This window comes from Caulobacter sp. GW456-12-1-14-TSB4, from assembly GCF_059424195.1.
The window spans coordinates 68,926-91,308 of record NZ_JBWKZF010000004.1 but is presented as its reverse complement, the minus strand read 5'-3'; the positions used below and the strand labels follow the sequence as shown (position 1 = coordinate 91,308).

24 protein-coding genes are annotated in these 22,383 nt (G+C 70.7%); 3 read left to right on the top strand and 21 right to left on the bottom strand.

Annotated elements, in window-relative coordinates:
* Positions 1–29: 29 nt before the first annotated feature.
* Together AC07YH_RS05080 and AC07YH_RS05075 are read right to left on the bottom strand one after the other, a co-directional pair.
* Positions 30–434, bottom strand: a complete 405-nt coding sequence (locus AC07YH_RS05080) for a DUF3597 domain-containing protein (protein WP_494745921.1) — start codon at positions 432–434, stop codon at positions 30–32.
* A gap of 26 nt (positions 435–460) precedes the next feature.
* Positions 461–1,066, bottom strand: coding sequence for a DUF4142 domain-containing protein (locus AC07YH_RS05075; protein ID WP_494745920.1), 606 nt, complete (start codon positions 1,064–1,066; stop codon positions 461–463).
* Between the two features lie 208 nt (positions 1,067–1,274).
* On the opposite strand from AC07YH_RS05075, the gene AC07YH_RS05070 reads away from it, so the two are divergent.
* The gene (locus tag AC07YH_RS05070; RefSeq protein WP_494745919.1) at positions 1,275–2,225 is read left to right on the top strand and encodes an NAD(P)/FAD-dependent oxidoreductase; all 951 of its coding nucleotides are present in this window, start codon (positions 1,275–1,277) and stop codon (positions 2,223–2,225) included.
* 31 nt (positions 2,226–2,256) lie between these two features.
* On the opposite strand, the gene AC07YH_RS05065 is transcribed toward AC07YH_RS05070, so the two are convergent.
* Complete coding sequence (locus AC07YH_RS05065) at positions 2,257–3,492, bottom strand: DUF2252 family protein (protein ID WP_494745918.1); 1,236 nt, start codon at positions 3,490–3,492, stop codon at positions 2,257–2,259.
* Complete coding sequence (locus tag AC07YH_RS05060) at positions 3,492–4,295, bottom strand: DUF1206 domain-containing protein (RefSeq protein ID WP_494745917.1); 804 nt, start codon at positions 4,293–4,295, stop codon at positions 3,492–3,494. Before AC07YH_RS05060 ends, AC07YH_RS05065 begins: the two co-directional genes overlap by 1 nt.
* A 285-nt stretch (positions 4,296–4,580) precedes the next feature.
* Here AC07YH_RS05060 and AC07YH_RS05055 point away from each other — a divergent pair, with 285 nt between their 5' ends.
* On the top strand, positions 4,581–7,907 hold the full coding sequence (locus AC07YH_RS05055) for a TRCF domain-containing protein (protein WP_494745916.1): 3,327 nt from the start codon (positions 4,581–4,583) through the stop codon (positions 7,905–7,907).
* A 324-nt stretch (positions 7,908–8,231) separates the two neighbouring features.
* Here the strand turns inward: AC07YH_RS05055 and AC07YH_RS05050 are convergent, their stop codons facing one another.
* The 12 genes from AC07YH_RS05050 to AC07YH_RS04995 all read right to left on the bottom strand — a co-directional run bounded on the left by AC07YH_RS05050 (position 8,232) and on the right by AC07YH_RS04995 (position 17,901).
* The gene (locus AC07YH_RS05050) at positions 8,232–8,456 is read right to left on the bottom strand and encodes a DUF2274 domain-containing protein (protein WP_494745915.1); all 225 of its coding nucleotides are present in this window, start codon (positions 8,454–8,456) and stop codon (positions 8,232–8,234) included.
* Entirely contained in the window at positions 8,453–9,658 is a 1,206-nt protein-coding gene (locus AC07YH_RS05045) for a TraB/TrbI/VirB10 family type IV secretion system protein (RefSeq protein ID WP_494745914.1), read from the bottom strand. The genes AC07YH_RS05050 and AC07YH_RS05045 overlap by 4 nt, the downstream gene beginning before the upstream one ends.
* Positions 9,655–10,437, bottom strand: a complete 783-nt coding sequence (gene trbG, locus AC07YH_RS05040) for a P-type conjugative transfer protein TrbG (RefSeq protein WP_494745913.1) — start codon at positions 10,435–10,437, stop codon at positions 9,655–9,657. The genes AC07YH_RS05045 and trbG overlap by 4 nt, the downstream gene beginning before the upstream one ends.
* Positions 10,434–11,120: a conjugal transfer protein TrbF gene (gene trbF, locus AC07YH_RS05035; protein WP_494745912.1), complete on the bottom strand. Its 687-nt coding sequence runs from the start codon at positions 11,118–11,120 to the stop codon at positions 10,434–10,436. The genes trbG and trbF overlap by 4 nt, the downstream gene beginning before the upstream one ends.
* Positions 11,120–12,367, bottom strand: a complete 1,248-nt coding sequence (gene trbL, locus AC07YH_RS05030) for a P-type conjugative transfer protein TrbL (RefSeq protein WP_494745911.1) — start codon at positions 12,365–12,367, stop codon at positions 11,120–11,122. The genes trbF and trbL overlap by 1 nt, the downstream gene beginning before the upstream one ends.
* Positions 12,364–12,591, bottom strand: coding sequence for a putative entry exclusion protein TrbK-alt (trbK-alt, locus tag AC07YH_RS05025; protein WP_494745910.1), 228 nt, complete (start codon positions 12,589–12,591; stop codon positions 12,364–12,366). The genes trbL and trbK-alt overlap by 4 nt, the downstream gene beginning before the upstream one ends.
* Positions 12,588–13,298, bottom strand: a complete 711-nt coding sequence (gene trbJ / locus AC07YH_RS05020; protein WP_494745909.1) for a P-type conjugative transfer protein TrbJ — start codon at positions 13,296–13,298, stop codon at positions 12,588–12,590. Before trbJ ends, trbK-alt begins: the two co-directional genes overlap by 4 nt.
* Positions 13,295–15,739, bottom strand: coding sequence for a conjugal transfer protein TrbE (gene trbE, locus AC07YH_RS05015; RefSeq protein ID WP_494745908.1), 2,445 nt, complete (start codon positions 15,737–15,739; stop codon positions 13,295–13,297). The genes trbJ and trbE overlap by 4 nt, the downstream gene beginning before the upstream one ends.
* Before the next feature lie 3 nt (positions 15,740–15,742).
* Positions 15,743–16,009: a VirB3 family type IV secretion system protein gene (locus AC07YH_RS05010; protein ID WP_494745907.1), complete on the bottom strand. Its 267-nt coding sequence runs from the start codon at positions 16,007–16,009 to the stop codon at positions 15,743–15,745.
* The gene (locus tag AC07YH_RS05005; protein WP_494745906.1) at positions 16,009–16,410 is read right to left on the bottom strand and encodes a TrbC/VirB2 family type IV secretion system protein; all 402 of its coding nucleotides are present in this window, start codon (positions 16,408–16,410) and stop codon (positions 16,009–16,011) included. The genes AC07YH_RS05010 and AC07YH_RS05005 overlap by 1 nt, the downstream gene beginning before the upstream one ends.
* 46 nt (positions 16,411–16,456) lie before the next feature.
* Complete coding sequence (trbB, locus tag AC07YH_RS05000; RefSeq protein WP_494746082.1) at positions 16,457–17,365, bottom strand: P-type conjugative transfer ATPase TrbB; 909 nt, start codon at positions 17,363–17,365, stop codon at positions 16,457–16,459.
* Between the two features lie 164 nt (positions 17,366–17,529).
* The gene (locus tag AC07YH_RS04995) at positions 17,530–17,901 is read right to left on the bottom strand and encodes a hypothetical protein (RefSeq protein WP_494745905.1); all 372 of its coding nucleotides are present in this window, start codon (positions 17,899–17,901) and stop codon (positions 17,530–17,532) included.
* Between the two features lie 179 nt (positions 17,902–18,080).
* On the opposite strand from AC07YH_RS04995, the gene AC07YH_RS04990 reads away from it, so the two are divergent.
* On the top strand, positions 18,081–18,590 hold the full coding sequence (locus AC07YH_RS04990) for a pyridoxamine 5'-phosphate oxidase family protein (RefSeq protein WP_494745904.1): 510 nt from the start codon (positions 18,081–18,083) through the stop codon (positions 18,588–18,590).
* Positions 18,591–19,077: 487 nt separating this feature from the next.
* Here the strand turns inward: AC07YH_RS04990 and AC07YH_RS04985 are convergent, their stop codons facing one another.
* The 5 genes from AC07YH_RS04985 to AC07YH_RS04965 form a co-directional block, all read right to left on the bottom strand.
* Positions 19,078–19,491 carry a GFA family protein gene (locus tag AC07YH_RS04985; RefSeq protein ID WP_494745903.1) on the bottom strand — a complete coding sequence of 138 codons (414 nt, stop codon included), beginning with the start codon at positions 19,489–19,491 and terminating at the stop codon, positions 19,078–19,080.
* 145 nt (positions 19,492–19,636) lie between these two features.
* Complete coding sequence (locus AC07YH_RS04980; RefSeq protein WP_494745902.1) at positions 19,637–19,828, bottom strand: hypothetical protein; 192 nt, start codon at positions 19,826–19,828, stop codon at positions 19,637–19,639.
* Positions 19,829–20,011: 183 nt separating this feature from the next.
* Complete coding sequence (locus AC07YH_RS04975) at positions 20,012–21,310, bottom strand: PQQ-dependent sugar dehydrogenase (protein WP_494745901.1); 1,299 nt, start codon at positions 21,308–21,310, stop codon at positions 20,012–20,014.
* Positions 21,307–21,741, bottom strand: a complete 435-nt coding sequence (locus AC07YH_RS04970; RefSeq protein ID WP_494745900.1) for a DUF2231 domain-containing protein — start codon at positions 21,739–21,741, stop codon at positions 21,307–21,309. The genes AC07YH_RS04975 and AC07YH_RS04970 overlap by 4 nt, the downstream gene beginning before the upstream one ends.
* A gap of 108 nt (positions 21,742–21,849) precedes the next feature.
* Positions 21,850–22,338, bottom strand: coding sequence for a hypothetical protein (locus AC07YH_RS04965; RefSeq protein ID WP_494745899.1), 489 nt, complete (start codon positions 22,336–22,338; stop codon positions 21,850–21,852).
* Positions 22,339–22,383 lie beyond the last annotated feature (45 nt).

Here is a 22,383-nt window from a genome sequence, read left to right as displayed (position 1 = left end):
CGGCCCGCCCCGCCCCGCCGGACTGGCCCCTAGCGGTAGAGGCTGTCGGGAACCTGACCGCCGTTCTCGGCCAGTTTCTTCATCACCGCCTTGTGCAGAGCGATGTTCTGCTCGGCGCTCCCGGCCTCGCCCGCGTGCACGCCCAGTTCGTCGGCGAGTTCCTTACGGGCCTCCAGGCTGGAATCGAGCTTGAGCAGCTTGAGGAGATCGACGATCGAGGTGCGCCAATTGCCCCCGCCGCCGTCGATCTCTGCCATCGAGGTCAGCACCGCTTCAACATCGACCGGAGCGGCCGGCGTGACCACGGCCGCCGACGGCGTCGCCGGATCCGGGGCGACCGGGGCGACGGCGCTGGCCGTGGCCGGCGTGCTCGGCGCGGCCTTGGCTTGGTCGTGGTGGAAGATCTTGTCGACGATCTTGGAAAAAAGGCCCATCGGGGACGCCTCCTATCAAATGATGCTTAGTGGACGGCCGAGGCCAGGCCCTGGACGTGGGTGAGGTGAGCCTTGATCTTGGGCAGGGCCTTGGCCGCGCCGCCTTTCAGGCCCACATCGTCGCCGTGGTCGGCATAGCCCTGCATCAGGGTCAGGGCCTCGTTGTGCGCGGCCTCCTGCTGGGTCAGATAGACCTTGTCGAAATCGGCCGGGGCGGCGGCGTTGAGGTTGTCGATCAGTCCCTTGCGGCGCTCATCCAGGCCCGCCGGCGCGGTCTTGCCCGCGGCGATGATCAGCGGCTTCATGGCGTTGGAAAGCGCGGTGTGGTCGGTGACCATCTGCTTGCCGAAGTCCTTGACCGCCTGGGTCTGGCCCTTGGCTTGCGCGATCTGGCCAGCCTGGATCTCGTACATGTCGCTGATCGCCGCGTTGGTCACGAAGGCGTCGGTCGACATCGGGCCGGTGACGGCCGCGGCGGTCCCGACCGCCGTCGAGGTCGCATCCTGGGCGGCGTTGACGGCCGCGTTACCCGTGCCCGGATCGGCCGGGGCGGGTTCGGCGTCCTTCTTCTGGCAGGCGGCGAGGGTCAGGGCGGCCAGGGCGGCGGCGGCCAGTAGAGAGTGTCGGGCCATGGTCGGCGTCTCCATCGTTATCGCGATCGCCCCGGACGGGGCGCGATTTGAACGGCGCGGCTTGCGCGATGTTCCCGGCCGCCGCGCCCGCCCCTCCCCTGGCCCACATCCGCCCGGCAAGCCCGGGCCAGGGTTCTCCGGAACGGCCCAGGCGAGCGCTCGTTAAGCTGGCGCCTGCGCCAGCGCGCCCTCGACGAGCCCGCCGAACATGACCAAAGCCCCCGCCGCGCCCGACGACACCCTGCGGGGTTATGACGTGGTGATCGTCGGCGCGGGTCCGGCCGGGTTGACGGCCGCGACCTATCTGGGACGCTTTCGACGCAAGGTGCTGATCCTGGACGGCGGACGTCCGCGCGCCGACTGGATCCCCGAGAGCCACAACACCCCCGGTTTCCCCGGCGGCGTCGGCGGGCGCCAGTTGCTGGCCGACATGAGCCGCCAGGCCGCCCTCTACGGCGCGGAGCGACGCGCAGCGCGGGCGACCACCCTATCGCGCACCGACGGGGGTTTCCTCGTTCACCTGGAGGATCTCGCCGCCGAGACGGGTCGGGCTGCGGCTTGTGTGAAGGCGCGCTTGGTGCTGTTGGCCACCGGCGTCGTCGACCGGCTGCCCGCGCTCGACGGCGTCGAGGCGGCGATCCGCGCGGCCAAGGTGCGCATGTGCCCGATCTGCGACGCCTATGAGGCCATCGACCAGACGATCGCCGTTCTGGGCGATGGCGACCTGGGCGCGCGGGAGGCCGCGTTCCTGACGACCTATTCCGACGCGGTCACCCTTCTCCATCTTGGCGACATCAATCAGCTGAGCGACCGGCAGGGCCTTGCCGAGCACGGCGTCGCGCTGGCTCCGATCGCGCTGCACGAGCTCACCGTCGGCCCCGAGGGCGTCACGCTCCAGCGTCCTGGCCAGGCGGCGCGGGTCTTCGACTGCCTCTATCTGGCCCTGGGTTGCGAGATGCAAAGCCGCCTTGCGTTACAGTGGGGCGCGGCCCACGACGCCGATGGCAACCTCGTGGTCAGCGCTCACCAGGAGACCTCGATCGAGGGCCTCTATGCGGCTGGCGACGTCGTGCGCGGTCTCAACCAGATCGCCGTCGCCGCCGCCGAAGCGGCCATCGCCGCCACCGACATCCACAAGCGCCTGCGCGCCCTGGCTTGAGCGCGGCAGGACCTATGGTCGCGGCTCGTCCCTAGACCAGTCCGAGGGCGTAGCGGCGACAGTGTTCGAGATAGGCCGCCTCATGCACGGCCACCAGATCAACCACGCTGGACCATAGCCAGGACGGCGCGTCGAGCGCGCCCGAGCGATTGCGCGAGAGGTCGGCGATCCAGGCCTTGCGCGCGGCCGCGTCCATCTGCCGGCCGTGAGCATGGCCCACGACCCGGGCCAGGGCCCGCGCGGCGTCCATGGCCTGGGCCGGGGCCAGGCCGACGATCTCCAGCTTCATGTCCTGGGGCATCAGCTCGCGCAGGAACACCGCCTTGTCGAGCAGGCGCCCCGGCGCCATTCGCTGGCCCAGGTGCGGCGACAGCGCCAGGGCGCCGGCCACCACCCGCTCGGCGTTGTCGCGGGGCATGGCGGCGTCGGGATCGCGTGGCGCGGCGGCCTTGATCGCCTCCTTGATATCCAGGAAGCAGATGTCAGGCGCCCCGTCGCCGCCGTCGACCTCGAGCAGCACCGCGAACCGCAGCCGGCCCAGCGAGCTGCAGCCCTTGACCCAATAGGCCGCGTCCAGGAGGCGGATGTCGTCCTTCTTGCCTCGGGACTTGAGGCTGGTGACCAAGGCGCGGACCGGATCGCTGGCGCAGATCGCCTCGATCTCGTGCCGCTCGGTGCGGGTGATGGGCCAAAAGCGTCGGCCGATCGGGATCACGGGCCGCGCGCCGCGCAATCGCTCGCCGGCCAAATGCTTCCAGGTCCGTCGCTCGGCCTCGCGCACCACCGCGCCGATCATCGGCGGGTGGGGCGTCTCGGCTTCGAAATCGGCGGCCAAGGCCTCCTCGTAGCCGTCGATCATCGCCTCGATCATCTGGGCGGTGATGACGCCGGGCAGGTCCGACCCTCGCGCCGCGCAGGCCAGGGACAGGCCAAGCCGGATCAGGTCATGGGCGGGGTTGCCGATCACGGTCTGGTCCAGATCGCGGATCTGGATGTCGACATCGCCCTTGGCGCTGGCCAGCGGTCCCAAATTGCCCAGGTGGCAGTCGCCGCAGATCCAAACCGGCGGGCCGCTGGGCAGGCCCGAGGGACGCGCCTCCAGCCATTCGTAGAACTTCACCGTGCTGCCCCGGACGTAGGCGTGAGCCGAACGGGCCATCTTGAGATTACGGGTGCGCGCCAAGATCGGACCGCGCTTGGCGGGGGTCGGCGCGCGCGCCGCCCGAGACGCCGCCTTGGCGGAGGCGATACGATCATCCTTGGCCATCAGGACAGCGCCTGGGCGGGCTGGATGCGCCGAAACGCCGCCTCGACGAATCCGAAAAGGCCAAAGGCCACCAGGCCGATCGCGATCAGGGCCAGCATCCACGATCCGAACGGCTGGCGTTCCAGCGCCTGCAAGGCCCCGCCCCAGCTATGGGCGTCGTGGCTGCGCGCCTCCAGGCCCGCCTGGATCAGGAACACGCCGGCCGGCAAGGTCGCCAGGCCTCGGGCTCCATAGCCAAGCCGCGCCAGCGGCGCGACCCAGCGGCAGACGCGCGCATCGCAGGCCAGTCGCTTGGCGAAATCCTGCATCAGCCCCTGGACGATGTTGCCGACACCCACACCAACCAGGACCACGCCCGCCATCAGCAGCAGCACCTCGCCATAGGGCAAGGCCAGGATGCTGGCGGCCGCGCCATGGGCGGCCTGCTCCTCGTCGGCCTCGCCGACATCCTCGAACGCATCGAGCAGCTCCAGGCCCCAGAGACCAAGGCCGCCATAGATCAGCCCGCTGACCGCCTGGCCGATCCGCACGGCGATGGCCTTGGGGGAGTCTCCGTGACGATCGGCGTCGAGCAGCGCCTGCAGGCCGCGCCAGACCGCAAAGGCCAGCAGCCCCAGCGAAACAAGGGCCACGAGGACCAGGCCCAGTGGCCAGTCGGCCCAGGCCGCCAGCATGGCCTTGGCGCCGCGCGCCCGCGGCGTCAGATCGGCTGCGGCCAGCAGGACGATCGCACCCAGGCCGAGATAGACGACGCCGCGGGCGGCATAGCCCAGCCGACCGGCCCATTCGAGCCCGCGCAGCACTGGGGGCCGTCTTGCCCAGCGCGCCACGCCCCACGCCCGCCGCTGTGCTGATCTTGCCGTCACATCCCCTCCTTGCGCGCCGTCAGCGTCAAGCGCTGCCGTCGGGCAAGCTCAACGGCGCCCTCGCCGCGAACGTTCCGTGGTCGGCGGGTCGCGGCGTCAAAAGATCGCTGCAGGCCCGGCTCTGCCTTGCCAGACGCCGGCGACGCAACCTCCTCAGGCATCGGGTGTTGTGGCCCTGCTCGCGCCGACGCCAGGCGCGTCGTCTTCAAGAGTTGCCCACCCATGTCCCAGGCCGCGAGCCACTCCCCGACCGTCGGCGAGATCCTGTCGCCGGGGGCGCGAGGCCACCGCGCCGCCAAGCCGCCCAGCCTGCAGCCGCCGACCTCGGCCGTGGCGCTGGCCTTGTCGCGCAAGGTCGCTCGGAGCGCGGCGCCCCTGGTCCACCTGGCGTCGAGCGAGCGCCGGGCCGAGGAGATCGGCCGGGCCCTGGCGGGCTTCGCGCCCGATATCGAGGTTCTCGTCCTGCCGCCTTGGGACTGCCTGCCCTATGACCGGGCCTCGCCGTCGCGCGACGTGATGGGACGGCGTATGGCCGTGCTGCGCCGTCTCTGCGCGGCGGCCGGCCGGCGGATCGTGATCACCTCGCCCGAGGCGCTCGTGCAGAAGCTGCCGCCGGCCGAGGTGGCGCGCGAGGCCGTGTTCGAGCTCGAGCGTGGCGCGCGGCTCGATCGCCAAGCCCTGGGCCAGTTCGCCGCCGCGTGCGGCTATGTCGTCGACGATCGCATCGATGAGCCGGGCGAGATCGCGTTCCTGGGCGAGGTCATCGATGTCTTTCCCGCTGATGCGGCCCGGCCGGTGCGGATCGTGCTCGAGGACGGGCGCATTGCCGAGATGCGACTCTACGATCCCCTGAGCCAACGTTCGGAAGGCGAGATCGAGACCCTGCGATTGGGTCCGGCCAGTGAGCTGATCCTCAAGAGCGATGATGGCGCCCTGCCCGAGCGGCTTTCGGGGGGCGAGCACGCCATGGCCGACCATTACGGCGCGCTGGTGTCGCTGTTCGACCTTTTGCCCACGGCCCGCCTTTCGACCGACGCCAAGGCGCCCTCGCGGCTAGCCGAGGTCGAAGCGCATGTACTGGACGCCTTCGAGGCGCGCAGGACGCTTGGCGGATTTGGCCCGGAGCCTGGGTCGCCCGCCACGCTTAACCTGCTGGGACCCGACCTGAAGGCCGCGCTCGCCACGTGGCGGGCCGCGCGGCTGGACATCCGCGGGTTCGAGCCGATGGCGAGCCTGGCCCTGCAGCGCAATCCCGGCCGCGCCTTCTGCGATCTGGTTGATGGTCATCGCCAGGCGGGGCGGCGGGTGGTGCTGACGGGACTTCGCCAGGAACTTCGACCGCTGGCCCGAGCCTTGAGGCGCGGGCTGGACCTCAAGCCTCAGCCTTGCGCGGACTGGGCCGCTGCCCAGGCCAGCGCGCCGGGCGCGGTCGTCGGCGTCGAGCTGGATCTCGACACCGGATTTGTCGAGGCCGCCAGCGGTCTGGTGGTCATCGCCGCCAGCGATGTGGTCGGCGGGCGCACCGCCGCCCGCGCCGCCACCGCGGTGCAGGACCTCCTGGCCGAGCCCGACCTGCGGCCGGGCGACGTGGTTCTGCATGAGGATCATGGCGTGGGCGTGCTCCGCGACCTGGCCCGGATCGAGATCGACGGCGTCGCCCACGACACCCTGCAGCTGGAGTATCATGGCGGCGACATCCTCCAGGCGAGGGTCGACGAGATCGGCCGGATCTGGCGTTACGGGGCCGAGGAGAGCGCGGTGACGCTCGACCGCCTCAAGGGCGAGGGCTGGGCCAAGCGCCGCGCCGAGGTCCATCGCCATCTCGCGGCGGCGGCCGCCCAGCTCGTGGCCTTGGCCAAGGCCCGCGAGGCGCGGACCTGCCCGCCCCTTGTCCCGCCCAAGGCCGCCTACGCCAAGTTCGCCGCCCGCTTCGCCTATCCCGAAACCCCCGACCAGTCGGCGGCCATCGAGGCGGTGCTGGCCGACCTCGCCAGCGGCCGGCCGATGGATCGGCTGGTTTGCGGTGACGTCGGCTTTGGCAAGACCGAGGTGGCGTTGCGAGCGGCCGCGGCGGTGGCGTTGAGCGGCCGCCAGGTCGCGGTCGCGGCCCCAACCACCGTGCTGGCGCGCCAGCATGTCGAGACCTTCAAGCGCCGGTTCGCCGGCACGGGGATCGGCGTGGCGCATCTGTCGCGCCTGGTCACCGCCGCCGAGGCCCGGGCGGTCAAGGCGGGTCTGGCGCGGGGCGACATCAGCGTGGTCATCGGCACCCAGGCGCTGGGCGGCAAGGATATCGACTTCGACGACCTTGGCCTGATGATCATCGACGAGGAACAGAAGTTCGGCGCGGCGCTGAAATCAACACTGCGGGCCATGGCCCAGGACGGTCACCTGCTCACCCTGACGGCCACGCCGATCCCACGCACGCTGCAGGCGGCGATGATCGGCGTCCAGGACGTCAGCGTGATCGCCAGCCCCCCGGCCCGCCGCCGGCCGATCCGCACCTTCCTGGCGCCGTTCGACGCGGCCAGCCTGCGCATGGCGCTGATGCGCGAGAAGCGTCGAGGCGGCCAGAGCTTCCTGGTCGCGCCGCGCATCGAGGACATCGGCCCGCTCACCCGGCAGCTGGAGAGCCTTGTTCCGGAGCTTTCGGTGCGTATCGCCCACGGCGATCTGCCCGCCGAGGACGCCGACGCGGTGATGGTGGGCTTCGCCGACGGCGATGGCGATGTCCTGTTGGCCACCAACATCATCGAAAGCGGACTGGATGTGCCGCGCGCCAACACCATGATCGTCTGGCGGCCCGATCGCTTTGGCCTGGCCCAGCTGCACCAACTGCGCGGCCGGGTTGGCCGGGGCCGCGTGCAAGGCGTGGCCTATCTGCTTTCCGACCCCCGTGAAGATCTGTCGGAGGCCACGCGTGCGCGCCTGTCGACCCTGGAAGCCTTCGATCGGCTCGGCTCGGGGCTGGCGATCAGCGCCCGCGACCTGGATCTTCGTGGCGGCGGCGACCTCGTCGGCGAGGATCAGGCCGGTCATATGAGGATGATCGGCGCGGGCCTTTATCAGCGTCTCCTGGCCCAGGCGTTGCGGATCGCGCGCGGCGAGGGCGAGGCCGACGACTGGACCCCCGAGCTCGATCTGGGCGCGCCGGGCGCTATCCCGCCAGCCTATGTTCCGGACGCGGTGACCCGGATCAATCTCTACGGTCGGCTGGCGCGGCTGGAGGGTCCTGGCGAGGTCGATGCGTTCGAGGAGGAGCTTGAGGACCGTTTTGGTTCTCTTCCGCCCGAGGTCGCCGCCCTGCTCGACCAGGCCCGGCTACAGCACCTGGCCAGGAGCGCGGGCGTGCGTCAGGTGCGCGCCGGCCCCAAGGGCGTCTCGTTGGTCCTGCCCAGATCGGCGCTTGCCTCCGCGCGCGCCCGCCTGTCGCGTTGGGGTGACGCGCTCACGGTCGGTGAGGACAAGCTGATTGTCGCCGAGGCCAGGCGCGAGGAGCCCGAGCGCCGGGCGCTCGTGCAGGACCTGCTCTTCGCCCTGACCACCTAGGTCGCGCCGCCTCATCCCGCCGTGCAGGGCTCGGACTGGGATCCGCGCGCCGAGCTGCCAGGAAATAGCCGGCCGCCGATGTTCCCCCACCCGGCGACCGGCGCCAACGGCGTCGCTTCGAAGAGCGCCGCAGCCAGCCGCGTTCGAACGACTTCGCATACCGTCGGTTCCCCAATCCCTTCACCATCGCCTCCGTGCTTTGGACGCGCAGGCCAGCGACAGGCTTTCCTGGCGACAGGGCGCGACCTGCGAAAAGGTCGCCTTCAAGGCCGGCCGGAGAGGTCGTCCTAAAAAGTCAGGCCCTTGTGCCACGCTCTGCAGCCGTCACCCGGCGCGCGGCTTGCGGCCCCGCACGAAGGCCCGGTCGGTGGCCATGAACCGCGCCAGCATCGGGGCGATCAGCCGCGTCGGTTCGGCGGCCTTGCCCCCTTCCTGGGCCGCGTGGGCCTGGGCGTAGGCGACAAGATCGCGATGAACGGCCGCGGGCAGCTCCACGGCGATCTTGACGGGGGTGTCGTCCTCCAGGGGTCCAAGCTTGAGCTTGCTCATCGCTCCAGTTCCCCGCGATAGGGTTCCAAAACCAGGTCGTGGGTCAGCAACACCCTGAGGCTTGCGCCGGGACGGATCGTCAGGGTCGGCGCCAGGTCCAGGCTCTTGCCGACGATCTGCTGACCGACCTGGCTGGCGCTCGAGGCCCCGGCCCGGCGAAGGGCGCGGACAAGCGCCTCCTCGTCGCCGGCGCCGCCGGCTTCAGTCCCGATCGCCAGCAGGGTCGACAGGCCCGCCGCCGCCAGAACGCGGGACCCGTGACGGTCCGCGCCGTCCTGCAGGCCGGCCATGCCTTGGGCGTCGGCGGCCGGCAGCTTATCGAGCACCATCGAGCGTCCCGACGGCAGGATCAGTCGCGTCCAGACCACCGGCAAGCGGCTCTGGCCATCGCGGACCTGGGCGTCGTACGCCCCGATCAGGCGCGATCCGGCCGGGATCAGCAGAACCCCGCCGCCCAGGCTGTCATGGACGTCCTGGGTGACCTGGGCGATCGCCAGGCCAGGCGCGTCGGACCGCAGGCCCGTAACCAGGGCGGCGGGAATGACCGCGCCGGCCTGGAGGATGTAGGGCGAGGCGGGGTCCTGAAGCCGTTCGATGCTGGTGATGCGAGGATCCCCGGCGGGGGGGACGACCGGCTGGCCGGGCAAGGCCGCCGCCACAGGTCTTGTGTCGGCCGCGCGGCCCTCGGACCGGCCCACGAAGAGGTCGCTGTCGCGGGCCGGCAGCGCCCCGCCGACCGGCGAGGCGCCTGTCCGCGACACCCCTGGAAGCGGCTCCAGCGGTCGCGACGCGGCCCGTGACGGCCGGGTCTCGGGGTCCATGTCCGAGGCGACCGGCGCGCCGGCCGTTCCTTGCGGCCATGGCCTCTCCTGCCCCTCCCGCGCGGCCTTGAGAATGGGCCGGCCAAGGTCGCCGGGCAGTGGCGGCCCCAGGACCGGGACGCCGGCGGCCCCGACATAGCCGCGCGGCAAGGCGGTGACGCGTTCGGACGGCGTCGCGAGCGGCGGCGTCTCCGTGCTCGGCGCCCCGACCCGCTCGCGCTGGACCAGCGACCAGCCCACCGCCCCGAACAGCCCCGCCGAGACGACCGCGCCGGTGACGACTAGGGCCCGTCGCGACAGGCGGGCGACGGGCGCGGACGGACCGCGCAGACGCAGGCGCTTGGCGATGGCGGCCTCGGCCTCGTTGCGATCCGGGGTCATCGCGACGCCTCCCCGCCCTGGGCCAGCCGCACCAGGCGCACGGTGCGGGCCGCCCGCTTGACGCCCAGGCGCAGCTCGGCGCGATCGAACAGCCGCTCGGCGACGATGCGCCGCCCCTCGACATGGTAGTTGATCAGTTCGGCGCTCTTGCCGTCGGCGCTGGTCCGATAGAGCGGCGGCAGGTCCTCGATGAGGACGTCGGGCCCAAACTCGACATAGGTCCGCCGGCCATCGTCGAAGACGGCGATCGGACGCCAGGCTGGATGGTCACCCTCGATGCGGTAGGCGCGATTGACGCGGGTCCAATCCAGGATCGCCGCTTTGGGCGCCGGCGGCGCGAGCACCAAGACCGGTGCGATATCCGGATAGGTCCAGGAGACCTGCGCCTGCCAGGTCCGCGCCGAGGCGCGCAGTTCCAGGTGATAGGTGCGCCGGTCGGTGTTGATCACCAGGTTGGTGGCCAGGTTCGCCGCGGTCGGCTTGATCAGGACATGGACACGCCGCGCGGGCCCCGCGCCGCTGCTGGTGTCGCCGATGACCCAGCGGGCGGTGTCGCCGGCCGCGACCGGCCCGGCGGCGACCAGGCTCTCGCCCGGCTCCAGGACGATATCGGTGATGCGGCCCGGCGTGGCGATCACCGGAAAGACCTGGGTCTGATCATAGGCGAAGCGGATCATGCCGGCCGGCGCGGCCAGGCGCGGATCGGCCGACGGGTGGGCTTCAAGGCTCGATGCGGCGAGCAGGCCGACAAGACCCGCGAAGGAGGCAAGCCGGCTCATGCCCCAAACTCCTTGGACCAGGCGATGGCGGAGACGAAGACGCCCAGCGGGTTGGTCCGGAGGGCCTCGGCGCTCCGCGGCGGCCTGACGGCGATGGTCAGGATGGCTGTCCAGCGCTCGGTGGCCACCAGCTGGCCATCGCCATAACGCTGCTCGGTCCAAGCCAGGCGGAAGCTGCTGGGCGAGGCGCGCACGACGCTGGTGATGGTCACGGTGACTTGCGCCCGCCCGACCTGGCTGAACGGGTCGGCGCGCCGCGCGTGGTCGGACAGCGCCGCCGCGCCGTCGGCGTCGGTGAAGTCATAGGCGCGCAGCCAGGCCTGGCGCATCATCACCGGATCGGTGGAAACGGTGCGCACATCGGTGATGAAGCGCGCCAGGGTCCAGGCGATCAGCGCGTCGCTGGCCTTGGCGCCCTGGGCGGCGGGCGCGGCGATCCGCGGCTCGCCCAGGCGATCGACCTCGACCACCCAGGGCGTGACGCCGCCGCGCAGCGACAGGGTGACAAGGCCCGCGGACAACCCGCCGCTCAGCGCCAGCAGGCCTAGCGCCATGAGCCGCCAGTTGAAGGCCTGGACCCTGGCCGAACCCAGGCGCTCGTCCCAGGCCTGGCCTTCGGCGTGGTAGGGGGTGTGCGGCGGTGGGGTCGCGCCATAGCGCGCCGGTCCCTTGAGCGGGTTCATCAACGGTCCTCCGAAAGGCTGGGCGCAGCGCCAGCGCTGTGATCGTCGCCGCTGCCGGCGGCGTGGACGGCCATGGCCGCGCCATGGGCCAGGGTCTGGCGGTGCTGGAGATCGCGGGCCCAGGCCGGCGCGCCGCCGCCTTCCCCGCCGTCGCCGCCATCGCCGCCATCGCCTGGATCTCTGGGAGGAGGCGCGGCGGAGGCGCGCGACGCATCGCCGGTGCGACCGCCGCCGGTCGGTCCGGCGGGGGGCGGCCCCTCGGGATTGGGCGCGCCGCTGCTTGTGGGTCCGCCAGGCGGGGGACGTCCGCCGCCGCCCGCGCCCGCCGCCGCCGCGCCGGCCCCGGAAGCGCCAAGGCCGGAGGCGACCATCTGGGCGGCGCCGGCGCCGGCCATGGCCATGCCGCCGACCACCAGGCCCGTCCCCACGGCCGCGCCGGCCCCCAATTGCGGCGCGCCAGACACCAGGCCCGAGGCGACGCCGGGCCCGAAGATCGAAAGACCCAGCAGCGTCAGGGCGGCCAAGGCGATGGCCAGCACCTCTTCGAGGGTCGGCTGGCCGCCGGATGCGGCGTTGAACTCGGAGAACAGCGAGGCGCCGATGCCGACGATGACGGCCAGCACCATAACCTTCACGCCGCTGGCGATGACGTTGCCCAGCACCTTTTCGGCCAGGAAGGCGGTGCGGCCAAAGAGGCCGAACGGCACGAGGACGAAGCCGGCCAGGGTGACGAGCTTGAACTCGATCAGCACCACGAAGATCTGGATGGCGATGATGAAGAACGCGACGATGACCAGGAGCGCGGCGACCAGCAGGATCACGATCTGGACGATGTTCTCGAAGACGCCGGGAAACCCGCCCAGTTCGGCCGCCGCCGCCAGCAGCGGCTTGCAGGACGACACGCCCAGCGCCGCCAGCCGTCCTGGCCGCAGGAAGTCCTCGGCCGAGACGCCCGCGCCGGAAGCCTTCAGGCCCAGACCCGAAAAGCTCTTGAGCACCACGAGCGACAGAGCGTGGAAATTGCCGATCAGGAAGGCGAAGAACCCGACATAGAGGGTCTTCTTGATCAGCCGGGCCAGGATGTCCGCGTCCTGGGCCCAGGCCCAGAATAGCGCGGCCAGGGTGACGTCGATGGCCACCAGGGTGGTGGAGAGGAACGCCACCTCCCCGCCCAGCAAGCCAAAGCCGCTGTCGAGATAGTGGTTGAAGGTGTCGAAGAAGCGATCGATGACGCCGACGTCGGTCATGACGCGGCTCCGCCGAAGAAGCGGGCTCGCGCCGCGGCCCAGGCCGCCCGGCAGCCCAGGTCGCGTCCGGCCGCCTCGCCCAGGTCCCGGCAGCGCGCCAGGTCGGGATCACGCGGCGCGGGCTTTGGCGAGCCGTTCGTCGGTGGCTGGGAGGCCCCGCCCGCCAAGACAGCGGCCCCCAGCAAGATGATGAGTGCGGTCCCCCAGACGAGGGACCGGGTCACGGCGTTCCAGCGCTCCCCATGAACTTGGAGAACCGAGCCTTGGCGTCGGCCCGCGCGGCGGCGCGGTCGGCCGCCTCTAGCGCCTGGGCCCGCCCCTGGGCGGCCCCCAGCGCGATGAGGTCGGCCAGCTGTTGGGCTTGCAGCGCCAGGAGCTGGTTGCCCGCCTGGGTCGCCTGCAGGCCGCCCACCGCCCCCTGGCTCTGATCGACCAGCGCGCCCATCTGATCGCGCGTCGCGCCCAGCCCCCCGACCACCCCGGCCTGGACGCGCAGCGCATCCTGGAACCCCGACAGGGCGGTGCTCCAACGGGTATCGGCGCGCTGGGTCAGCGCCGCATCACTCACCGTCAGGTCGACCGCGCCGTAAGCGGTGTGGAACGCCTCGCGGATCTGGGCGACGTCATAGGCCAGGCCCTGAGCTTGCCCGAGCAGCGCGCGCGTGCGATCGACCTGGTCGCGCAGCGCCGCCAGTGAAGAGTAAGGCAGGCTGGCCAGGCTCCTGGCCTGGCCGACCAGCATCTGGGCCTGGTTCTGCAGGGCGCTGATCTGGTTGTTGATGCTCTCCAGGGCCCTGGCGGCCTGCAGCACGTTCTGGGCGTAGTTGGTCGGGTCGAAGACCGTGAACTGGGCCTGGGCGCGCAAGGGCGCGGCCAGGGTCAGCAGGCTTGCGCCCGCGACCGCCGCCAAGCGGCGTCGGGTGAGGATCATGACGATGTCTCCGAAGGGCTGACAGGCGGGGCGCCGTGACCCTCCGCCAGGAGGTCGGCGGCCCAGGCCAGGCGGCGCTCTCGCAGCCAGGCGGCGGCGAAGCCCGGCTTGCCGCAGGCGTCCAGAACCCTGCCGATCGCGGCTTGGTCGGCCTTCGACGAGGTCGCGCAGAAGGCCAGGGCGACAGGGCCCAGGCCCAGATCGAACAGGCGATCTCCCGCGCGCGATTGCAGGTAGTAGTCGCGCGCCGGCGTGGCGCGGGCCAGGATTTGGATTTGGCGATCGTTGAGGCCGAAACGGGCGTAGGCCTCGGCCGACTGCGGCTCGGGCGCGCGCGGATTGGGCAGGAAGATGCGGCTCGGGCAGCTTTCGATGATTGCCGGAGCGATGGCGCTGGCGGTGACGTCCGCCAGGGACTGGGTGGCGAAGACAACGCTGGCGTTCTTCTTGCGCAGGGTCTTGAGCCACTCGCGCAGCTGGGCGCCGAAGGCGGGATCGTCGAGCGCCAGCCAGCCCTCATCGATCAGGATCAAGGTCGGGCGGCCATCGAGGCGGCGAGCAATGCGGTGGAAGAGATAGGCCAGCACCGCCGGCGCGGCGGCGCCGCGCGGCAGGCCTTCGGTTTCGAAGACCTGGACGGCCGCCTCGCCAAGCGCCTCGCCGGTCCCGTCCAGCAGCCGACCGTGCGGCCCGCCGAGCACGAACGGCGCGAGCGCGGCCTTCAAGGCCGGACTGGCCAGCAGCGCCACCAGGCCCGTCAGGGTGCGCTCGGCCAGGGGCGCACCGGCCAGCGACCCCAGGGCCGTCCAGAGATGCTCGCGCACCGCCGGAGTGATGGTCATGCCTTCACGCGCCAGGATCGCCGTCAGCCATTGGGCGGCCCAGGCCCGCTCGGCGGGCGCGTCGATCAGGGACAGCGGCTGCAGGGTCGGCGCGACAGCCCCCTCCCCCGACAGGTCGTGGAAGTCGCCGCCCATGCCCAGGACGGCCGCGCGGCTGGAGGCGCCAAAGTCGAAGGCGAAGATCTGGGCGTGCCGATAACGGCGGAACGACAGGGCCAGCAGGGCCAGCAGCACGCTCTTGCCGGCGCCGGTGGGTCCCACCACCAGGGTGTGGCCGACGTCGTCGACATGCAGGCTCAGGCGAAACGGCGTCGAACCGGCCGTACGGGCGATCAACAGCGGCGGACCGTCCAGGTGGGCATTGCGCTCGGGCCCGGCCCAGACCGCCGACAGCGGCGCCAGATGCGCCAGGTTGAGGGTCGACAGCGGCGGCTGGCGGACATTGGCGTAGACGTGGCCCGGGATCGTGCCGAGCCAGGCCTCGACGGCGTTGACGTCCTCGCGGATGACGGTGAGGTCGCGTCCCTGGATGACCTTCTCGGCCAGGGCCAGCTTGGCGTCGGCGCGCTCGGGGTCCTCGTCCCAGACCACGAGACTGGCGGTGACGTAGGCATAGGCGACCGCGTCGCCGCCGAGGTCCTGCAACGCCAGGTCCGCCTCGCCAGCCTTGTTGGCCGCATCGTTGTCGACGAGCGCCGAAGGCTCCTGGGTCAGGGCCTCTCGCAGCAGCACCAGCACCGACTTGCGCTTGGCGAACCATTGGCGGCGGATCTTGGTCAGCAGGCCCGTGGCCAGGGTCTTGTCCAGGCAGATCGCCCGGGTGCTCCAGCGATAGGCGATGGCCAGGCGATTGAGATCGTCCAGCAGCCCCGGCGTGGTGGCGGGCGGAAAGCCCACCAGGGTCAGGACCCGCAGGTGAGCCCGGCCCAGGCGCGGCTCCAGGCCCGCCGTCAGCCGTTCGGTGGCTAGGACGGTGTCGAGATGGATCGCCGTCTGCGGCGGGGCCACGCGCTGGCGCGCCGTCGAGACCGCCCCGTGCAGGAAACTCAAGGTGGCCGCGTCATCGAGCCAGGCCAGGGTCGGCATCAGGCCGTCGAGCAGCGCCAGAAACCGGTCCGTCCGGTCGACGAAACTGGCCAGTTCGGCGCGCCAGTCGATGGTCGTGCTGGTCCGCCCCTCGACGAAAAGGCGCTCCAGCCGCCCGCGTCGCTCTGCGGGCGGCAGATAGGTCAGGGTGAGGAAATAGCGGCTTTCGAAATGCTCGCCGCTGTCCTGGAAATCGGCGCGTCGTTCCTCGTCGACCAGGGCGGACAGAGGATCGGGAAAGCTGCTTGTCGGATAGTGCGCCGAGGGGTCGCGCCGGGCCTCGACGAAGATCGCCCAGCCTGAACCCAGGCGGCGCAACGCGCCGTTCAACCGCGCGGCGACCGCGGCGACCTCGGCGTCGGTGGCGCTGTCGAGGTCTGGCCCGCGAAAGGCCGCCGAGCGTTGGAAGCCGCCGTTTTTGCACAGCACCACGCCCGGCGCGACCAAGGCGACCCAGGGCAGGAAGTCGGCGAGCAAGGCGGGATGGCGTCGGTATTCGCGAAGGTCGAGCATGGCTCAAACCTCCAGGCGGGTCGGCAGGCGCACGTGGCGGCGGCCGACCTCGAAGATCTGCGGATCGCGGCGCGCGGCCCAGACGGCCAGGCCATGGCTCACCAGCCAGACGAGCAGGCCGACGGCCCACAGCCGCAGGCCAAGGCCAAGGGCGGCGGCCAGGGTGCCGTTGACCAGGGCGATCGCGCGCGGGGCGCCGGCCAGCAGCATGGGCTCGGTCAGGGCCCGATGGACGGGGGCTGCGAACCCCAGGGCGCGATCGCCGGCCATCAGACCAGCGCTCCGCCGCCGAAGGAGAAGAACGACAGGAAGAAGGAGCTGGCCGCGAAGGCGATCGACAGGCCAAAGACGATCTGGATCAGCTTGCGCGAGCCGCCCGAGGTCTCGCCGAACGCCAGGGTCAGGCCCGTGACGATGATGATGATCACCGCGATGATCTTGGCGACCGGGCCCTCGACCGACTCCAGGATCTGCTGAAGCGGTTCTTCCCAGGGCATGCCCGAGCCGGCGGCGTGGGCTTGGGCGCTCATCGTCGCCAGGCCAACGGTCAGACCGGCGAGGACCCAGGGCTTGAGCGCGGGAAGCCGTTCGGCAAGACGCGTACGGAATGAAAGGCCGGGCGCCCGGTGAGCGGGCATAGGGGCGCGCGGCAGGGCAAGGCTCGTGGACACGAGGCCATCTCCTTCAACGATGTCGGGGGTTGGGGGGCTTAGGGTCTCAGGCGGGGCTGAGCTGGTAGGCGCCGTCGGGCGCCTGGCCCTCCAGGCGGACAAGGTCGATCAAGCGTCGCTGTCGGCCGCGCCCGGCCAGCACGGCGATCAAGTCGATGGTTTCGGCGATCAGGCCGCGCGGGACGGTGACCACCGCTTCCTGGATCAGTTGCTCCAGGCGCAGCAGCGCCCCGAGGGCCGAGCCGGCGTGAAGGGTGGCGACGCCGCCCGGATGCCCGGTGCCCCACGCCTTGATCAGGTCGAGGGCTTCGGGACCGCGCACCTCGCCGATGATGATGCGGTCGGGCCGCAGGCGCAGGGCCGAGCGAACGAGATCGGTGAGGCTGATCACCCCTTCGCGCGTGCGCAGCGCGACCTGGTTCACGGCGGCGCACTGCAGTTCGCGCAGGTCCTCCAGCAGCACGACGCGGTCGCCGCCCAAGGCGATCTCGGCCAGGAGCGCGTTGACCAGGGTGGTCTTGCCGCTGGAGGTGGGGCCGGCCACCAGGATGTTGGCCCGTCCGGCCACGGCCTTGGCCAGCAACTGGCCCTGGCGATCGCTCATCACCCCCGACAGCACATAGTCGTCGAGCCGGAAGACGAGGCTGGCGGGCTTGCGGATGGAGAAGGTCGGGGCGGCCGCGACCGGCGGCATCAGGCCCTCGAAGCGCTCGCCCGCGCCGGGCAGTTCGGCCGACAGCCGCGGGCGGTCGGCGTGGATCTCGGCGGCGACGTGGTGGGCCACCAGGCGCAGGATCCGCTCGGCGTCCGGCGCCGAGACGGTCAGGCCAGTGTCAACGAGGCCGGCGTCGAAACGATCGACCCAGACGCGGCCGTCGGGATTGAGCATGACCTCGGCCACGCCCGGATCCTCCAGCCGCGCCAGGAGCAGCGGTCCCAGCGCGGTGCGCAGCATCTGCCGGCTGCGCTCACGTCCCAGTTGGGTTTCGGAAAGGTCCACGGCTGATCCCCGGTTTCCACGGGGATGAGTAAGAAGACCTGGAATTGGCCGATCTCAACAGCCAAATCGCGCCGGCGAACCCTGGCGTACAAAGACAGGCGAACGGCGGACCAAGCCGCCTAGACGGCCAGGCGCGCCGCGCCGACCGGTGTGGCCCGCCCCCTGCCCCGCGCGCGCGCCGCGCCATGGGCGTGACCCCAGGCGGCGGCCAGGAGCTCGATGGCCACCGCCGCGTCGATCGCCGCCAGCCGGACCAGAACGATGCCACTGTTGCGCCGACGTCCCGGCTCGCGCGCCACCCCGTCGCTCAAGGCCAGCGCCCAGGCCTGCCGGCTTGGATCGACCTTGACCACGGCCCAGCCCCTCTCGGGCCAGCCCAGGGTCGCGAAGGTCTTGTCGCCGAGGCGAAACTGCACCGTCTCAAGGACTGTCCTGGACTGCGCGCCAGCGCCAAGCCCCACGGCCAGGGCGTGAAATTCGTCTGGGGTCATCGTTCGCCTCGTCGCGGCGAGATGATCCGAGTCGCTCGCCCAAGGCAAAATCGCCAGGCGGCGCGTCAGGATCGGTCGTGCCGCGCCTTCCACCGAGCGCATGGGGCGCGGCGGGAGCGGCCTGGCAACGTGTCGGCGCAGCGACGCGTTGGCTTTGTTCACGCCAAAAGGAGGCCGCGATGACCAAGGAACGCAGCGACGACAACCCCAAATCCCCGCAAGAGGTCGCCGACCGGATCTGGGAGTTGGCCGAGAAGATCGACATCGCCATGTTCACCACCTGGGACGGAGAGCAGCAGCACAGCCGGCCGCTTTCAGCCCGCGTGCGACGCGACGAGCACGCGGTCTATTTCCTCGTCGATGTCGAGGGCGACAAGAACGGCCAGGTCGAGCACTTCCCGAGCGTTTCCTGCGCCTGGGCGGACAACAGCCATTACAAGTACGTGGTCATGTCGGGATCGGCGCGCGTGAGCAACGATCGTCAGAAGATCACCGACCTGTGGAGCGATTTCGACAAGGCCTGGTGGGACGACGCCAGCGATCCGTCGATCCGTCTCGTCACCTTCACGCCCGACAACGGCGAACTTTGGGACAGCCCCGGCAAGGCCGTCGCCTTGGTCAAGATGGTGGTGGCGGCGGTCACTGGCGCGGCCCCGCAGATGGGGGACAACGCCAAGGTCGATCTTTAGTCCATCGCGTCATCCGTCCCCAGACGATTCATCGGAACGGCACGGCGGTCTCAAGCGTAGTTTAGGTGTGCAGCCCTCAGGGCCTCCCTCGAGACCTTTGGGAAGCGCGTTAAGTCTTGCGACATGCAGGAGGCTCGACGATGTTCGCTTACAGGCTCAAGTCAAACCAGGTCTCGCGCTCTGGCGCTCACCCTGTGAAACGACCTGACAGGACATCACGCACCGACCTGCGCCCGCTCGATTTCCAGCGGTGATGGCCTGGCGCGCCAGCGTCAGGCCGCACCCTGAAAGTTCGCCAGGAGGCCCCAAAGGCCTCGACCGCTCGCCATCCGGCTCGAGCAACACCAGCGCCCCGGTTTTCCGGGGCGCTTCCTTGCCTGGCGCCCTGAAGGAACGGTTCAAAGGGACGCGCCAGACCTGGACCGGCGCCCGTTCCGTCGCGCCATAGACGATCCGACCGATCCCGCCACCAGGCTCAGGCCGCTGATCAGGGCGTATCTCGATTGCCAACGAACTGTGGAAGCGCCAGGTCCGGCAACCACGGCTCGCGACGGGACGTCCAGCTCTCATATTGCGGGGCGAAAAGGCCCGTCTCGTCGAAGCTGCCCAATGAGAGCTCGTATTCCTCACCCCCATCGACGGTTTGGTTGATGGCCAGCACCCGCGAGCCGCATCGCCCGCAGAAGTAACGAACATAGCCGGGCGAGCTCTCCCAAGCGGTCATCGAGCCGCTGAGGCTGACCTGATCGGGGGCGAAAACCAGGAAGGGGTTGAAGGCGGCGGCGTGGGCCTTGCGACAGGTGAGGCAGTGGCAAAGCCCGCCACGCCTAGGCGAACCCGACGCCGAGAACCGGAGCTGACCGCAGGCGCAGCCGCCCAGTCGTACGATCTGAGTGTTCATGGCAACCCAACGCGCGGACCGCGCCGGCGGCGCCTTGGCGCACACGCTTTCAGAGACCATCCGTCGCCAGCGTCACCACCACAAGAGGCCCAGGGCGGCGAGCCAAGAGTCGGTGATGGCCACGGCGACTTACGTCCACCGTTTGCTAGCCCGCGTGTCGCTCGCTGCGGCGCACCAGCTGGACCAGAAGTGAACTGGCCAGGGCGCTGGGATCGCGTCCGTCGAGATAGGCGTAGGTCGAGCCAAAATCGCTGTCGACGGTCAGCCGGTCGTACTCACCGGCGCGCCACAGCCCGGCATAAGGACGTCCGTCCAGTTCGATTTCGAAGGCGTGCATGCCCGGCTCCCGATTACCGGAGCCATGAGCGCACGAAGCCCCATTTCGGTTGCATCGCTCAGCGATTTGAATGGGCCAGGCGCCGGTCCGAGCAGCGCGTCTGGCGAGCGCCGCGCCGATCACCGCTCGGCCTTGAGAGATCGCCAAAGCCCGCACAACCGTGATGATCGGGCCAACGTGCGCCTATCGAACTGGCGCGATCCGCCAGACGGTGTTGGAGAGGTCGTCGGCGATCAGCAGGATACGCTTGGCCGGATCGAAGGCCACGCCCACGGGACGGCCGCGCGCCTTCTGGCCATCCAGGAAGCCGGTGACGAAGTCGACGGGTTTGCCGTTCGGGCGACCGCTCGCGAACGGGATCCAGACCACCTTGTAGCCGGAGAGGTCCTGGCGGTTCCAGCTGCCGTGCTCGCCGACGAACACCCCTTCCCTGAAGTCGCCGCCAAAGCCGCCGTCACGCGCGAAGCTGACGCCCAGCGCCGCCACGTGCGAGCCCAGGGCGTAGTCTGGCACGGTGGCCTTGGCCACCATGTCCGGCTTCTGCGGATGCACGCGCGGATCGACGTTCTGGCCCCAGTAGCTGTAGGGCCAGCCGTAGAAGGCCCCGTCGCGCACGGCGGTCAGGTAGTCGGGCACCAGCTGCGGGCCTAGCTCGTCGCGCTCGTTGACCACGGCCCAGAGGGCGTTGGTCGTCGGCTCGATGGCCAAGGCGGTGGGGTTGCGGATGCCTTGGGCCAGCGGGCGATGCGCGCCGGTGAGGCGATCGATCTCCCACACCGTGGCGCGGTCTTCCTCCACGTCCAGGCCCCGCTCGCCGACATTGCTGTTGGAGCCGATGCCGACATAGAGCTGGCTCCCGTCGGCGCTGGCGGCCAGGGACTTCGTCCAGTGGTGATTGATCCGCGAGGGCAGCTTGGTGACCTCGACGCCCTTGGCGGTGATCCTGGTCTGGCCGGGCTGGAACGGGAAGCGCAGCAGCGCGTCCTGGTTGGCGACGTAGAGCTGGCCATCGACGAAGGCCAGGCCGTAGGGCGCGTTCAGGCCCTCGATCAGCGTTTCCTTGACCTCGGCCCGGCCATCGCCGTCGGCGTCGCGCAGAAGGGTGATGCGGTTGCCACCCTTCACCTTGGTCTTGCCCTGGGCCTTGATGTAGCCGGCGATGATGTCCTTGGGTCGAACCTTCGGGGCCTGCGCGCCACCCGCGCCCTCGGCCACCAGGATGTCGCCGTTGGGCAGGACCAGCATCTGGCGTGGGACCTTCAGGTCGGTGGCCAGGGCCGTGACCTTAAACCCCTTGGGCGCGGTCGGGACCGCGTCGCCCCAGCCGGCCGGCTTGGCGATCTTCATCGGCGGCAGCAGGGTCTGTTGCTGGTCAGGCAGCGGCGGCTTACCGGCCCCGGTCTGGTCGAGGCTTGGATCGCTGCGGCCGCAGCCCTGCAGGGCCAGCACCGAGGCGGCGAGGAGAAGCCAGCGCGCGCTCATCGGGCAATCCCTTCGATGCGTTGTTCCGAATAGCCGATAGCGCCGGCGACCAGCGCCGCCACGGTCGAGACGATCGACAGGATCAAGCCCGGCGATCCGACCGAGCTCCAGCCGTCGTGGCTGTGCTGGAAGGAATTGACGAGGCCGGCGACGAACATCACGGCCACCGCCGCCAGATAGGCCAACGCCCGTCCACGTGTCGTGCGTCCCGGAAAGACCGCCGCGACGATCGCCCAGGCCAGGACCAGCCCGCCGAAGAAACAGCCGCCGGCGATCAGCCAGGCGGCGAAGTTGGTCCACTGGACGAAGGCGCTCTTCAGATAGGCGATGTCGGAAGCCAAGCCCGATGGGAACAGCGCCAGCGGAAACGCCAGCAGAATGGCATGGAGGGGATGGAGCGGCGTTGCGCCGGTCCCTCGAGAAATCGACATGGAAACCTCCGGGCGTTCGGGGGCGCTTGGCGGGGCAGCCCGCACCGCCGCGTTAGGGTGGCGCCGCGATGGCCAAGGTCAGGCTCGACCGCGCGGGCGGGGTTGCGCTCAGCGTCTGGCGAACCAGGCGTGCTTTGATCCGACCGTCATGGCGACGACGGCGGCGCCAGCCGCCACCACCAACGCGTCCTCGATCAGCCCGCTTCGAGTTTGGCCGATCCGGGCCATGCCCTGCTTGCGACCCGCCAGGGTCAGATAGGCCAGGGGCACGGCGGTCGTGACGGCGATCGCAGCGCCGGTCCGCTCGCGACCGCGCGGCGCCAGGGCCGCGCCGGCGATACCGGCGCTCATGACCCGGGCCAGCAGTCCCAGGAACACCGTCCGGTCTGGCGCCGACTTCATCTTGTCGCCGAAGAGTTCGCCCACGCCCATCGCCAGGGCTCCGAACTTGAAGAGCGGCTGGTCCAGCAGGACGAGCTGGCCGGGCGTGGCGCGCCCGGCCAATCGCGCGGTCGCTAGAGCGGCCATGGGCGTCATGGAGCGAGCGCTGGCGACGACGCCGATCAGCGCGGACGGGAGAAGGGAGAGGGCTTTCATCCTGGCTGAACACGCCAGGCGCTTGGAGGTTCAGGCCTTGCGCAA